We start from the raw sequence: 13423 nt of genomic DNA, 5'->3' as shown, positions 1-13423 counted from the left end.
AACCGAACTCATCCTTATCGAAGTCTAAGCTGCAAGCCTCAACGCGAAGGATATTGCTATGCAAATTGGTATGATTGGACTGGGGCGCATGGGCGCCAATATGGTTTGGCGTCTGGCGGCGGCCGGGCACCAATGTGTGGCCTACGCGCGTCATGTGGAAACCGTCAACGCGGTGCTGCGTGAAGGTGTGACCGGCGCCTCGTCGCTGCAGGACCTGGTGGGCAAACTGGAGCGCCCGCGCGTCTTGTGGCTGATGGTGCCGGCCGCGTCGGTCGACGCCACCCTGGATACGCTAAAGCCGCTGCTGTCGCCGGGCGACATCATCATCGATGGCGGCAATTCGCATTATCACGACGATATCCGGCGCAGCGCGCAGTTGAAGGAACAGCAGCTGCATTACGTTGATGTGGGCACCAGCGGCGGCACCCATGGCCTGACCCGCGGCTACTGCCTGATGATTGGCGGCGAAACGGACACCGTCAAGCATCTGGAGCCGCTGTTCGCGACGCTGGCGCCGGGGCGTGACGCGGCCACGCCCACACCCGGCCGCGACAAGCCTGGCAGCAGCGCCGAACAGGGTTATCTGCATTGCGGCCCGAATGGCGCCGGCCACTTCGTCAAGATGGTCCACAACGGCATTGAGTACGGCATCATGGCCGCTTACGCCGAAGGCCTGAACATTCTGCGCCACGCGAACATCGGCAAGCTGGAACAGCAGGTGGACGCCGAGACCACGCCGCTGCGCCATCCCGAACATTATCAGTATGATCTGGATCTCGGCGAGGTCGCCGAGCTTTGGCGGCGCGGCAGCGTCATCAGTTCCTGGCTGCTGGACCTGACCGCCGACGCGCTGCTCAAGGACCCGCAACTGGACGCCTTCGCTGGCCGCGTGTCCGATTCCGGCGAGGGCCGCTGGACCATCGCCGCCGCCATCGATGAAGGCGTGCCGGTGCCGGTGTTGAGCAATGCGCTGTTTGAGCGATTCAGCTCGCGCGGCAATGCGGAATTCGCCGGCAAGGTGTTGTCGGCGATGCGCGCGGGGTTCGGCGGTCACGTGGAAAAAGCCGCTGGAAAAGGGACGGCGTGATGGCCGACGACATTGTCTTCCTGATCGATGTGGACAATACCTTGCTGGACAATGACGGTGTGCAGCAGGATATCCGCGCTTATCTGGAGCGGCAGTTCGGCGTCGCGGGGCGCGACCGCTACTGGGACATCTACGCCAGGCGCTTTGCGGAGCTGGGCTATGCCGATTATCTGGGCGCGGCGCAGCAGTTCCGCCTGGGCGCGTTAAGCGATCCAGACATGCTGCTGCTGGGCGAGTGGCTGATGGACTACCCGTTTGCAGAGCGCCTGTATCCGCAGGCGCTGCAGGTAATCGGTCACCTGTCGCAGTGGGGCAAGGTGGTCGTGCTGTCGGATGGCGACGCCGTATTCCAGCCGCGCAAAGTCCGGCGCGCCGGGATATGGGACGCGGTGGAAGGGCGGGTGCAGATCTATGTGCACAAGGAGACCATGCTGACGGAGATCGAGCAATCCTGTCCCGCGCGCCGTTATGTGATGATCGACGATAAGGTACGCATATTGGCGGCGATGAAGCAGGGCTGGGGCGAGCGCCTGACGACCGTGTTTCCGCGCCAGGGGCATTATGCCTTCGCCCCTGATGTCGCCAGTTTCACGACGCCGGATGCGACGATTGAGCGCATCGGCGACCTGCTCGACTATGACTTGCCGGCTTTCGCTGGCACGTAAAGGAGACACCGATATGAATTCCGCTTTACAGTTGCACCAGCTGGGCCAGCGCCTGTGGCTGGACAATATCACGCGAGGCCTGCTGACCAGTGGCACGCTGAAACAGTATATCGATGATTACGACATCAGCGGCCTGACCTCCAATCCCAGCATTTTTGAGGCAGCCATTCATGGCGCCGATTTCTACGATGAGGCCATTCGCGCCAAAAGCACGGCCGGCAGAGAGGGCGAACAGTTGTTCCTGGAGTTGGCGCTGGAAGATTTGCAGCAGGCGGCCGATCTGTTCCTGCCCATGCACGAGGAGTCGCACGGCCTGGATGGCTGGGTGTCGATGGAGGTGTCGCCCTTGCTGGTGCACGATGCCGAGGGCACGTTGCGCGAGGCGCGGACCTTGCATGAACGCTTGCAGCGCAAGAATGCGTTCATCAAGATCCCCGGCACCGAGGCGGGTGTGAAGGCGATCGAGGAGGCGATTTTCGCAGGCATTCCGGTCAATGTGACGCTGCTGTTTTCGCGCGCCCAGTATCTGGCGGCAGCCGAGGCGTATCTGCGTGGCGTGCAGCGCCGCCTGGATGCGGGCCTGGACCCCAAGGTGGCGTCCGTGGCATCGTTGTTCGTCAGCCGCTGGGATGCCGGCGTCAAGGACACGGCGCCGGCGGCGCTGCAGAACAAGCTGGGTATCGCGGTGGCTCGCCAGACGTATGCGGCGTATCGCGAGTTGCTGGCGTCACCGCGCTGGCGCAAGCTGGCGGAGGCTGGCGCGCTGCCGCAACGCTTGCTGTGGGCAAGCACCGGCACCAAGGACCCGGAGGCGTCGGATGTGCTGTATGTGGAATCGCTGATGGCGCCACAGACCATTAACACGGTGCCGGAAAAAACGCTGAAGGCGTTTGTCGATCACGGCGTGGTGAATGGCAGCATGCCGCCCGAGGGAGGCGATGCTGAAAAAGTCCTGGCGCAGTTTGCCGACGCTGGCGTTGATGTCGAGGCGCTGGCGGCGCGGCTTCAGCACGAAGGCGCGGAGTCGTTCAGCAAGTCATGGCGGCAGCTGATGGATGTCATCGCCGAGAAGAGCAAGGCCTGAATGGTCTTTCCGGCGTGCGCCGGAACGACGGTATTAGTATTAGAGGTTGCGGGCCAGCACCGCGTGCGCCAGCAGGCAGACGTTTTCCACGCTGAAGCCGTATTCGCGCAGCACGCGCTCGCCGGGCGCGGAGGCGCCGAAACGGTCGATGCCCAATACCTCCCCGCGTGTGCCCAGATAGCGATGCCAGCCCTGCGAGGCGCCCGCCTCGATCGCCAGGCGGGCCGTCACGGCCGGCGGCAGCACCTGGTCGCGATATTCCTGCGGCTGATCTTCAAACAGCTCCCAGCTCGGCATCGAAACCACCCGCGCGCGCACGTTGTCCGCATGGAGCTGGGCTTGCGCGGCCAGCGCCAGGTGCACCTCGGAGCCGGTGGCGATCAGGATGATCTGCGCTGCGCCGCCCTGTGCCTCGCTCAGCACATAGGCGCCGCGCCGCAAGCCGTCGGCTGCGGGGAATTGGGCGCGGTCGAGCGTCGGCACATGCTGCCGCGTGAGCACCAGCGCCACCGGGCGGGCGACCGATTGCACCGCCACGCGCCAGGCCTCCGCGGTCTCGTTGGCGTCGGCCGGGCGTATCACCACCAGTCCCGGCATCGCCCGCATGCTGGCCAGATGCTCAACCGGCTGGTGGGTCGCGCCGTCCTCGCCGAGGGCGATGCTGTCGTGCGTGAACACATACACCACCTGCAATCCCATCATCGCCGACAGGCGCATGGCTGGACGAAGATAATCGGCAAACACCAGGAAGGTGGCATTGAATGGCAGCGCGCCGCCGTGCGCGGCGAGGCCGTTGCAGATGGCCGCCATGGCGTGCTCGCGCACGCCGAAATGGAGATTGCGGCCGGCGCGGCTCCAGCCGCCGCCATTCGAGCCCTGGCGGTCGCCCGCTTCTTCGGCGCCGGGCGGGCTGTCCGGCTGGAAGTCACCGAAGTTGGCCAGCGCGGTAAAGGTCGACGGGTCCAGGTCGGCCGAGCCGCCGATCAGCGCCGGCAGTCTGGCGGCGATGGCGTTGGCCACCTTGCCGGCCGCCGTGCGCGTGGCCACGCCCTTGGCATCGGCCGGGAACAGCGCAATGTCGGCATCCCAGCCGTCCGGCAGGCCGCCGCCGCCTTCCATCAGCTGGCGCAACTCGCGGGCCAGTTCGGGGAAATCCCGGGCATAGGCGTCCATGCGGTCGCGCCACTCGGCTTCCTGGTGGCCGCCGCGCGCGCCGGCTGTTGCATATGCCATGCGCGCCTCCTCGGGAATCAGGAACGCCGGCTGCTCCGGCCAGCCCAGCGCGCGCTTGGTCAGCGCGACTTCGTCGGCGCCCAGCGGCGAACCATGGGCGTCGATCTTGTCCTGTTTATTGGGCGAGCCATAGCCCAGGTGACTGCGCACCAGTATCAGCGACGGCTTGTGCACTTCGGCGCGCGCGGTGGCCAGCGCCTGCTCGATGGCGGCGATGTTGTTGGCGTCGTCCACCGTCTGCGTGTGCCAGCCGTAAGCGGCAAAGCGCGCGGCGCGGTCTTCGCTGAAGGTCATGTCCGCGCCGGCCGAGAGCGTGACCTGGTTGTCGTCGTACAGGTAAATCAGCTTGCCCAGTTTCAGGTGGCCGGCCAGCGACGCCGCTTCCGAGGCGATGCCTTCCATCAGATCGCCGTCGCTGACGATGCCATAGGTATGGTGGTCGATCACGTTGTGGCCCGGACGGTTGTAGCGCGCTGCCAGGCTGGCCTCGGCGATGGCCATGCCGACGCCGTTGGCGAAGCCCTGGCCCAGCGGCCCGGTGGTGATCTCGACGCCGGGCGTGACGCCGCGTTCAGGATGGCCGGGCGTGATGCTGTCCCATTGGCGGAATTGTTGCAACTGCTCCAGCGGCACGTCGTAGCCGCTCAGGTGCAGCAGGCTGTATAGCATGGCCGAGCCATGGCCGGCCGACAGCACGAAGCGGTCGCGGTCGAACCAGCGCGGATTGGCGGGATGATGCTTGAGGAAGCGCGTCCACAGCACGTAAGCCATCGGCGCGGCGCCCAGCGGCAGGCCAGGATGGCCGCTGTTGGCCTTTTGTACCATGTCGACACTGAGGAAACGCAGGGTGTCGATATTCAGTTGATCGGGAGAGGTCATGCGTGCATCCTTCGAAGACAGTCTCACTGCACAGTAGCGCTGGCGGCGGCGCCACTCTGTGCGGCACGCCACTTAGGCGGCCGCGCAGCGCACGGCTGCACTGCGCCGTGGATTTGTATTTCTTGCTATGTTGCGAGGACGATCATCCTTTTGGAGAAACGCATGCATGCCAGTTTGCAAAACCTTGGCCGGGTCCTGCTTGCCGCGCCGCTGATCGCGGCCGCCATGGTCGCCATGCCCTCGCGCGCCGCCGATGCCGTTCCCTGGACCGGCACCTGGTCGGTCACGCCCTGGACCACCGACGATGCCGGCTTCCGCAACCAGACGATCCGGCAGATCGTCCACACCAGCATCGGCGGCACGGCGGCGCGCATACGCCTGTCCAATCGCTTCGGCACCCAGCCGGTGACGCTGGGACCGGTCTATATCGCGCTGCGCGCCAGCGAGGCGGCGACGGTGCCGGGCAGTGGACGGCAGGTGCTGTTCAATGGCCGGAGTACTGTCACCATACCCGCCGGCGCGGAAGTCAGCAGCGACACGGTGGCGTTCGCGGTGCCGGCGCTGAGCGACATCGCGGTCAGCCTGTACGTGCCCGGCGCCACCGCGCCGCGCGCCACCGGGCATGGCGGCTCGCTGCAGGACGTGTATATCGCCCCGGGCAATGCCGCCGCCGATACCAATATGCGCAGCGTGAGCACCAATTCCGCCAGTGGCCAGGCTTACTATTTCCTCACCAATGTCGATGTGCAAAACGCCGCCGCCACCGGCGCCGTGGTGGCGTTCGGCGCCTCGATCACCGATGGCGTGGCCTCGCGCCCCAACGTCAATCTGCGCTGGACCAACGACCTGGCGCTGCGGCTGCAGCAGGCCGGCATGACGGTGGGGGTACTAAACCAGGGCATCAGCGGCAATAACTTCTTTAGCGACGGCGCCGGCCAGGCCGGCCGTACGCGCTTTGCGCACGACGTGCTGCAGCAGCCGGGCGTGAAGTGGGTGATCGTGTCGGATGATGCGGTGAATAACCTGAACAACGCCAACCCGGTGCCGGCTGCCGATCTGATCGCGGTGCTGAAGGAACTGATCGCCGCCGCCCACCAGTCCAACGTCAAGTTCCTGTGCTCGACGCTGACGCCGTTCCATGGCACGCCGCAGTGGACCCAGGCGGCGGAGGAGAGCCGCGCGCAACTCAACGCCTTCATGAAGAGCGCCAACAGCGGCTGCGACGCGGTGGTCGACCAGGCGCTGGCCACCAGCGATCCCGCCGACCGCAGCCGCTATCTGGCGCAGTACGATGCCGGCGATAGCCTGCATCCCAACGAGGCGGGCCTGCAGGCGATCGCCGATGCCGTGCCGCTGACGGCATTGGGGCAGCCGTCGTCGCTGCCGCCGGTGGCCGCGCCGACCCAGTGCGGCCAGCTGCTGCCCGGGCAGGGGCTGAAACGCGGCCAGCAGCTGCAGTCCTGCGACGGCCGGTTTGGTCTCAACTTGCAGAACGATGGGAATCTGGTGATTTATCTGGGGGCGACACCGCTCTGGAATACCGCCACCCAAGGCAGCAGCGCGGCGCTGTTGCTGATGCGGGACGACGGCAACCTGGTGGAATACGATGCCGCCGGCGGCATCCTGTGGCAGAGCGGCGTCCATGTTTCCGCCAGCGTTGCCACCTATCTGCAAAATGACGGCAACTTCGTCACCTACAGCGCCGGGAAGCCGGTGTGGTACACCGGCACCTGTTGTCACTGAGCGCGGCTTAGAAGCAGTGTTCCGGCGCCGGGAAGCTGCCGTCTTTTACCCCGCTGACGTAGGCAGTGATGGCGGCGTCGATGCTGGTCTGACCTTCCATGAAGTTTTTCACGAAGCGCGCCTTGCGGCCCGGGAAGACGCCCAGCAGGTCGTGCATCACCAGCACCTGGCCCGAGCAGTCCGGGCCGGCGCCGATGCCGATCGTCGGAATCGACAGCAGCTCGGTCACTTCCTTGCCCAGCTGCGATGGAATCGCCTCCAGCACCAGCAGCGAGGCGCCGGCCGCTTGCATGCGCAGCGCATCGGCGCGCAGCAAGTCCGCGCTCTCGGTGGTTTTGCCCTGTACCTTGTAGCCGCCCAGCTGGTGCACCGACTGCGGCGTCAGGCCCAGGTGCGCGCATACCGGAATCGCGCGCTCGGTCAGGAACTTGACCGTGTCCGCCAGCCACGCGCCGCCTTCGATCTTGATCATGTGGGCGCCGGCCTGCATCACCTGCACGGCGTTGGCGTAGGCGGTTTCCGGGGTGCCGTAGGCGCCGAACGGCAGGTCGGCGACGATCATGGCGTTCTTGGCGCCGCGCGCCACCGAGGCGGTGTGGTAGACGATGTCGTTGACGGTGACCGGCAGCGTCGACGTGTGACCGGCGCAGACCATGCCCAGCGAGTCGCCGATCAGCAGGATCTCCACGCCGCAGCGGTCCATCAGCGAGGCGAAGCTGGCGTCGTAGCAGGTCAGCATGGTGATCTTTTCGCGCGCGGCGCGCAGCGCCTGCAGCGTGTTGACGGTGACGGCCTTGTTGACCACCGCCTTGGCGGGCGCCGGTGCGGGGGCGTTGGCGTCGGCAGGCTTTTGGCCCGCGGCCAGCTCGTTGCCTTGCAGGTATCCAGACATGGTAAATCCTTTACTGATTAAATCGGGTTGATGCCCTGGTCGGCCACGCCGGCGGCGTACTGCGACGCCGCGCCATGGCCGGGTATGTGTATCGATGGCGCCAGTTCCAGCAACGGCACCAGCACGAACGCGCGTTCGGTCATGCGCGGGTGCGGCACGGTCAGCGTGGGACTGTTGATGACGGCGTCGCCGTACAGTAGCAGATCCAGGTCGAGCGTGCGCGGGGCGTTGCGGTAGGGCCGCTCGCGCCCGTGCGCCTGCTCGATGCCGTGCAGCGCCTGCAGCAGCGCCTCGGCATCCAGCGTGGTGGCGATGCGGGCGACGGCGTTGATGTAGTCGTCGCCGCTGGAATCGATCGGCGCGGTGCTGTACAGGCTGGATGCCGCCAGCAGCGTGCAGCCGGGCTGGCGTTGCAGCCGCGCCAGCGCATCCTGCACGTTGGCGCGGGCATCGCCCAGGTTGGCGCCGATGCCGATGTAGGCGATGGTGAACGCGAACGGCGCCTTGTCGTCCGGGGCGGAGGCGGGCGCCAGTCCTGCGGAAATTGCGGTGTGCATGATGCCGGAGAGTTTACTCGGCGCCGCCGTCGTGCGCTGGCGCCGGCGCGTCGGCGTTGCCGCCTTCGCCGCCACGGCCGCCGCGATTGCGGCCGCCACGGCGCGGGCCGCGTTTGCGCTTGGCGCCGCCGCCGGCGCCACCGCCACCGCCTGCGCCGCCACCGCCGCCTTCACGCGGCGCGCTGGCCGAGGCGATCAGCTCTTCGCGGGTGATCTCGTCGCCCTCGTAGAAGGCGGTCCACCAGTCGCCGATTTCGGCGTCGATCTCGCCGGAGGCGCAGCGCAGCAGCAGGAAGTCGTAGCCGGCGCGGAAGCGCAGGTGCTCCAGCAGCTTGTACGGCGCCTTGCCGGTGCGGCGCTCGAAGCGCGGCTGCATCGACCAGATGTCGCGCATGTCGGTACCGATCTTGCGCTGCAGGGCCAGCTTTTCGGTCTGCGAATCGAGCACGTCGTCGGCCGCCAGGTGCAGCGCCGGAATGGCCTGCTCGCCGGACGCACGGTAGGCGGTCCACTTCTCCAGCACCTGGTGCCACAGCAGGGAGGCGAACAGGAAGCCCGGCGACACGGTCTTGCCGGCGTGGATGCGGGCGTCGGTCGAGTCCAGCGCCAGCGTCACGAACTTGACGCCCAGCGGCTGCTCCAGCACCACGTCCAGCAGCGGCAGCAGGCCGTGGTGCAGGCCCTCCTTGCGCAGCTGCTGCAGGCAGGCCAGCGCGTGGCCGCTCATCAGCAGCTTGAGCATTTCGTCGAACACGCGCGCGGCCGGCACGTTGTTGATCAGCGGCGCCATGACCTTGATCGGCGCGCCGGTTTCCGGCTCGATGGTGAATTTCAGCTTGGCGGCAAAGCGCACCACGCGCAGCATGCGCACCGGGTCTTCGCGGTAGCGCGCTTCCGGCTGGCCGATGATGCGCAGCGTCCTGGCGCGGATGTCCTCGATGCCGCCGTGGTAGTCCAGCACCTGCTGGGTGGCCGGGTTGTAGTACATGGCGTTGACGGTGAAGTCGCGCCGCTCGGCGTCTTCCGCCTGCGAGCCGAAGGTGTTGTCGCGCAGGACGCGGCCATGTTCGTCCTTGGGCGCGTTCTCCGACGTGGTGCCGCGGAAGGTGGTCACTTCCAGCAGGTCCTGACCGAACATCACGTGCACGATCTGGAAGCGCTTGCCGATGATGAAGGCGCGCCGGAACAGGCGCTTGACCTGCTCCGGCGTGGCGTTGGTGGCGATGTCGAAGTCCTTGGGCTTGACGCCCAGCAGCAGGTCGCGCACGGCGCCGCCGACCACGAAGGCTTCGTAGCCGGCTTCCTGCAGCGTGCTGGTGACGCGGATGGCGTTGTTGGACAGCAGGCGCGGGTCGATGCCGTGGGCTTCCGGCCCCAGCACCACCGGCGTATTCGTGTCGCGGGCCGCTTTACTCTTGGTGCCGAGGATTTTGCGGATCAGTTTCTTAATCATTGAACAGCTCAATTAATGGCCAGCCTTGTGCGGCGGCGTGCGTTTTCAGTTTTTCGTTGGGGTTGGTCGCCACCGGATGGCTGACGATGGACATCAGCGGCAGGTCGTTGTGCGAATCGCTGTAGAAGTGGACGGTGCCAAAGTCTTCCAGCGTCTTCCCCATTTTTTCCAGCCACGCCTTGGTGTGGACGATCTTGCCCGGCCCTTGCGTCGGCGTGCCAAGCAGGCGGCCGGTCAGGTTGCCGTCGGCGTCCACTTCCGGCATGGCGGCGATCAGGTGCTCCACGCCCAGCGCCTTGGCGATCGGCGCGGTGACGAAGTGGTTGGTGGCGGTGACGATGGCCACCAGGTCGCCGGCGTCGGCATGCTTTTTCAGCAGCGCCAGCGCGGCCGGGCGGATCGCCGGCTGCACCACTTCGGCCATGTACTGCGCCTGCATCGCCGCCAGCCGCGCGCGCGGAAAACCGGCCAGCGTGCCCAGGGCGAACTCCAGATATTCTACCGGATCGAGGGTGCCGGCCTGGTATTGGGCGAAGAAGGCCTTGTTGCGGCGGTCGAATTCGACGGCATCGACGGCGCCGGTGCGCACCAGGAACTGGCCCCATTCGTAGTCGGAGTCGATCGGCAGCAGGGTGTGGTCGAGGTCAAAGAGGGCGAGATTCATCATTCTTTCGCTTCCGCCTGCAACCACTCGCGCAGCAGCGGCAGAGTGATCGGGCGTTGGGTTTCAAGGGAATACTGGTCCAGCGAGTCGAGGATGGTCGACAGCGACCGCATGTCGCGCTGGAAGTGCGACAGCAGGTAGGGTATCACGCCGGCCGACAGCGTCAAGCCGCGGGCCGCCGCCGCCGCCGCCAGCGCGGCGCTTTTCTCGTCGTCGGTCAGGCCGTGGATCTGGTAGATCAGGCCCCAGCCCATGCGCGTGCGCAGGTCCTCGCGCACCGGCAGCACGGCCGGCGCCACGTTGCCGCTGCAGACCATGAAGGCGTTGTTGGCGCGGATTTCGTTGAACAGGGCGAAGGCGTCGATCTGCGCCACCGGCGACAGCTTCTCGCAGTCGTCCAGCAGGTACAGGTCCACCTCCGGCGAGTAGACGAATTCGGACTCGATCGAGAACGGCGAAATGTAGCGCGCGCGCGCCTGCTCGGCCTCGGAGCCGCTGCTGGCCAGGGCCTTGAGCAGGTGCGACTTGCCGACGCCGACCGCGCCCCACAGGTAGGCGAAGTGCTCGCGCGCCGTGCGATCGGCGAACTGCCGCATCAGCGCTGCCGCTTCGGCATTCTGTCCCACCTCGAACGATGCGAGGCTGTGCGTTGGTTCCGCGCCTAAATCGAGCACCAGTTGTTTCATGGCGTTCGCCTTGTGGTCTTTTGCATAACGTTTATCTGTTTCACATCATGCATTATAAAAGCTGCTCGCCAGATAGTGGCGTCTGAGGTGGCGGAAGGCCACCATCAGCACCGCCGACGCGGGCAACGCCAGCAGCACGCCGACAAAGCCGAACAGCTGGCCGAAGGCCAGCAGCGCGAAGATCACGGCCAGCGGATTGAGGCCGATGCGCTCGCCCACCAGCCGCGGCGTCAGCACGAAACCTTCCAGCACCTGGCCGAAGCCGTAGATGATGGCGACGGCGATGACGCCGCTCCAGTCGGCGAATTGCAGCACGGCCGAAATCAGCGCCAGCACCAGGCCGAAGCCAAAGCCGAGGTAGGGGATGAACACCAGCAGGCCGGTGATGATGCCGACCGGCAGGGCGACGTCGAAGCCGGCGATGGCCAGCGCCGCCGAGTAGTAGATGGCCAGCACCAGCATCACCAGCAACTGGCCGCGCAGGTACTGGGCCAGCAGCGTGTCGACCTCGCGCGCCATGCCCATGGTCGGCGCGATGTAGCGGCGCGGCACGCAGTTGGCCACGCGCGCCAGCATGGCCGGCCAGTCCAGCAGCAGGTAGAACAGCACCACCGGGATCAGCGTCAGCGTGGCCAGCCAGCCGACGATGGCGGTGCCGCCGACGCGGGCGGAATTCAGCACGGCGGCCCAGATGGCGTCGCCGGACGCGGCCAGCTGCTCGGACGCCAGCTGCTTGATGCCGGCGCTGTCCAGCCGCACCTTGACGCCGAGGTCCTGCAGCCGTGGCGCCAGCAGGTCGTTGGCCTTGGCCAGGAAGGCCGGGATCTGCGCCTGCAGCAGCGGGATCTCTTTTTGCAGCACCGGCACCACGATCAGCACCAGCGCGATGATGGCGGCGAAGAACAGCGTGACCACGATGGTCACCGACAGCGGGCGCGGCATGCTGAAGCGGCGGCCGAAGCGGATGCGGTCCAGGCGGTCGACGCCGGGGTTGAGCGCGTAGGCGAAAATGGCGGCCGCCAGGAAGGGCGTCAGCACCGGGCCGAGGGTCATCAGCAGGAACAGGAATGCCGCCCACACCGCCAACCAGAATGCCGTTTGCTTTTGCTCTACCGAGAGGGGAAATGGCATGGAGGTGAATTCGATGGTTAAAAAGGCGGTTGGACGGGGCAATTTTGATAAAATAGCGGATTGACCGGGTTGTTGCGCTGAATTTGGCGCATTTTCGTGCGATTTTGGCACGGAAATAGCAAAACAGCAGGTCTCCGCCTTCTATTTTACCGCCTCCGCTGCGAAATACACCATGAGCCAAACTTCTAATGTTTCCCTGTCCTACCGTGACGCCGGCGTCGATATCGACGCGGGTGATGCCTTAGTCGAAGCGATCAAGCCATACGCCAAGCGCACCATGCGCGAGGGCGTGCTGGCCGGCTTGGGCGGTTTCGGCGCCATGTTCGAGATCAGCAAAAAGTACAAGGAGCCGGTGCTGGTGTCCGGCACCGACGGCGTGGGCACCAAGCTGAAACTGGCGTTTGAACTGAACCGCCACGACACCGTCGGCATCGACCTGGTGGCCATGAGCGTCAACGACATCCTGGTGCAGGGCGCCGAGCCGCTGTTCTTCCTCGACTACTTCGCCTGCGGCAAGCTGGACGTGGCGACCGCGTCCAACGTCATCAAGGGCATCGCCCAGGGCTGCGAGCAGGCCGGCTGCGCGCTGATCGGCGGCGAAACCGCCGAGATGCCGTCGATGTACCCGGACGGCGAGTACGACCTGGCCGGTTTCGCGGTCGGCGCGGTGGAAAAATCGAAGATCATCGACGGCACCAGGATCGCGCCGGGCGATGTGATCCTGGGCCTGGCGTCGTCGGGCGTGCACTCCAACGGCTACTCGCTGGTGCGCAAGATCATTGAAGTGTCGAAGCCGGACCTGGCCGGCGACTTCCACGGCCGTCCGCTGGCCGACGTGCTGATGGCGCCAACCCGCATCTACGTCAAGCCGCTGCTGGCGCTGATGGAATCGATCGACGTCAAGGGCATGGTGCACATCACCGGCGGCGGCCTGGTGGAAAACATCCCGCGCGTGCTGCAGCCTGGCCTGGTGGCCGAGCTGGATGCCACGTCGTGGACGCTGCCGCCGCTGTTCCAGTGGCTGCAACAGCACGGCGGCGTGGCCGACGCCGAAATGCACCGCGTGTTCAACTGCGGCATCGGCATGACCGTGATCGTGTCGGCCGAGAACGCGGCGGCGGCCAAGGCGCAGCTGGAAGCGGCCGGCGAAACGGTCTACACCATCGGCAAAATCCGCGCCCGCGTCGGCGACGAGCACCAGACCATCGTCGTGTAAGCGATACTTTGCGATACAAAAAAAGCGGGCCGCGTGCCTAATGCCGTTCAGTTAAGGTCTCGTTTCAAGACCCGAACGGTGTATCGCTGAGGTAGTGCTTTAACGGCCCGGTCGTAATGACGACCGGGCCGTT

At 66.0% G+C, this 13423-nt stretch carries 12 protein-coding genes; 5 read left to right on the top strand and 7 right to left on the bottom strand.

All coding sequences use genetic code 11. From position 1 onward, the window contains the following. Nucleotides 1-58: 58 nt before the first annotated feature. The 3 genes from gnd to tal are packed head-to-tail and all read left to right on the top strand — an operon-like array spanning nt 59 to nt 2836. Complete coding sequence (gene gnd, locus FHW58_RS21550) at nt 59-1087, top strand: phosphogluconate dehydrogenase (NAD(+)-dependent, decarboxylating) (protein ID WP_179675237.1); 1029 nt, start codon at nt 59-61, stop codon at nt 1085-1087. Then, the gene (locus FHW58_RS21545; RefSeq protein WP_179675236.1) at nt 1087-1752 is read left to right on the top strand and encodes an HAD family hydrolase; all 666 of its coding nucleotides are present in this window, start codon (nt 1087-1089) and stop codon (nt 1750-1752) included. Before gnd ends, FHW58_RS21545 begins: the two co-directional genes overlap by 1 nt. A gap of 13 nt (nt 1753-1765) precedes the next feature. Then, nucleotides 1766-2836, top strand: coding sequence for a transaldolase (gene tal, locus FHW58_RS21540; RefSeq protein WP_179675235.1), 1071 nt, complete (start codon nt 1766-1768; stop codon nt 2834-2836). A 39-nt stretch (nt 2837-2875) separates the two neighbouring features. Here the strand turns inward: tal and tkt are convergent, their stop codons facing one another. Further along, nucleotides 2876-4948 (bottom strand): transketolase, encoded by a 2073-nt coding sequence (gene tkt, locus FHW58_RS21535; RefSeq protein WP_179675234.1) that lies wholly within the window; start codon nt 4946-4948, stop codon nt 2876-2878. Between the two features lie 162 nt (nt 4949-5110). On the opposite strand from tkt, the gene FHW58_RS21530 reads away from it, so the two are divergent. Then, nucleotides 5111-6691 carry a GDSL-type esterase/lipase family protein gene (locus FHW58_RS21530; RefSeq protein ID WP_179675233.1) on the top strand — a complete coding sequence of 527 codons (1581 nt, stop codon included), beginning with the start codon at nt 5111-5113 and terminating at the stop codon, nt 6689-6691. Between the two features lie 7 nt (nt 6692-6698). Here the strand turns inward: FHW58_RS21530 and panB are convergent, their stop codons facing one another. Genes panB through FHW58_RS21500 form a run of 6 tightly spaced genes read right to left on the bottom strand, consistent with a single transcriptional unit; the run spans nt 6699 to nt 12074 of the window. Beyond that, nucleotides 6699-7583, bottom strand: coding sequence for a 3-methyl-2-oxobutanoate hydroxymethyltransferase (gene panB / locus FHW58_RS21525; protein ID WP_179675232.1), 885 nt, complete (start codon nt 7581-7583; stop codon nt 6699-6701). A 17-nt stretch (nt 7584-7600) separates the two neighbouring features. Further along, complete coding sequence (folK, locus tag FHW58_RS21520) at nt 7601-8140, bottom strand: 2-amino-4-hydroxy-6-hydroxymethyldihydropteridine diphosphokinase (protein WP_179675231.1); 540 nt, start codon at nt 8138-8140, stop codon at nt 7601-7603. Between the two features lie 13 nt (nt 8141-8153). Beyond that, the gene (pcnB, locus tag FHW58_RS21515) at nt 8154-9593 is read right to left on the bottom strand and encodes a polynucleotide adenylyltransferase PcnB (protein WP_179675230.1); all 1440 of its coding nucleotides are present in this window, start codon (nt 9591-9593) and stop codon (nt 8154-8156) included. After that, entirely contained in the window at nt 9586-10257 is a 672-nt protein-coding gene (locus FHW58_RS21510; RefSeq protein ID WP_179675229.1) for an HAD family phosphatase, read from the bottom strand. The genes pcnB and FHW58_RS21510 overlap by 8 nt, the downstream gene beginning before the upstream one ends. Further along, entirely contained in the window at nt 10257-10943 is a 687-nt protein-coding gene (gene hda / locus FHW58_RS21505) for a DnaA regulatory inactivator Hda (RefSeq protein WP_179675228.1), read from the bottom strand. The genes FHW58_RS21510 and hda overlap by 1 nt, the downstream gene beginning before the upstream one ends. Nucleotides 10944-10988: 45 nt before the next feature. Then, on the bottom strand, nt 10989-12074 hold the full coding sequence (locus FHW58_RS21500) for an AI-2E family transporter (RefSeq protein WP_179675227.1): 1086 nt from the start codon (nt 12072-12074) through the stop codon (nt 10989-10991). Between the two features lie 172 nt (nt 12075-12246). Between FHW58_RS21500 and purM the strand changes: the two genes are divergently transcribed. Then, nucleotides 12247-13290: a phosphoribosylformylglycinamidine cyclo-ligase gene (gene purM, locus FHW58_RS21495; protein WP_179675226.1), complete on the top strand. Its 1044-nt coding sequence runs from the start codon at nt 12247-12249 to the stop codon at nt 13288-13290. Nucleotides 13291-13423: the final 133 nt, after the last annotated feature.

Origin of the sequence: Duganella sp. 1224 (genome assembly GCF_013408245.1) — a bacterium.
Classification (GTDB): domain Bacteria; phylum Pseudomonadota; class Gammaproteobacteria; order Burkholderiales; family Burkholderiaceae_D; genus Rugamonas.
Note: the sequence above shows the minus strand (reverse complement) of the source record. Positions and strands in the feature narration are given on the sequence as shown.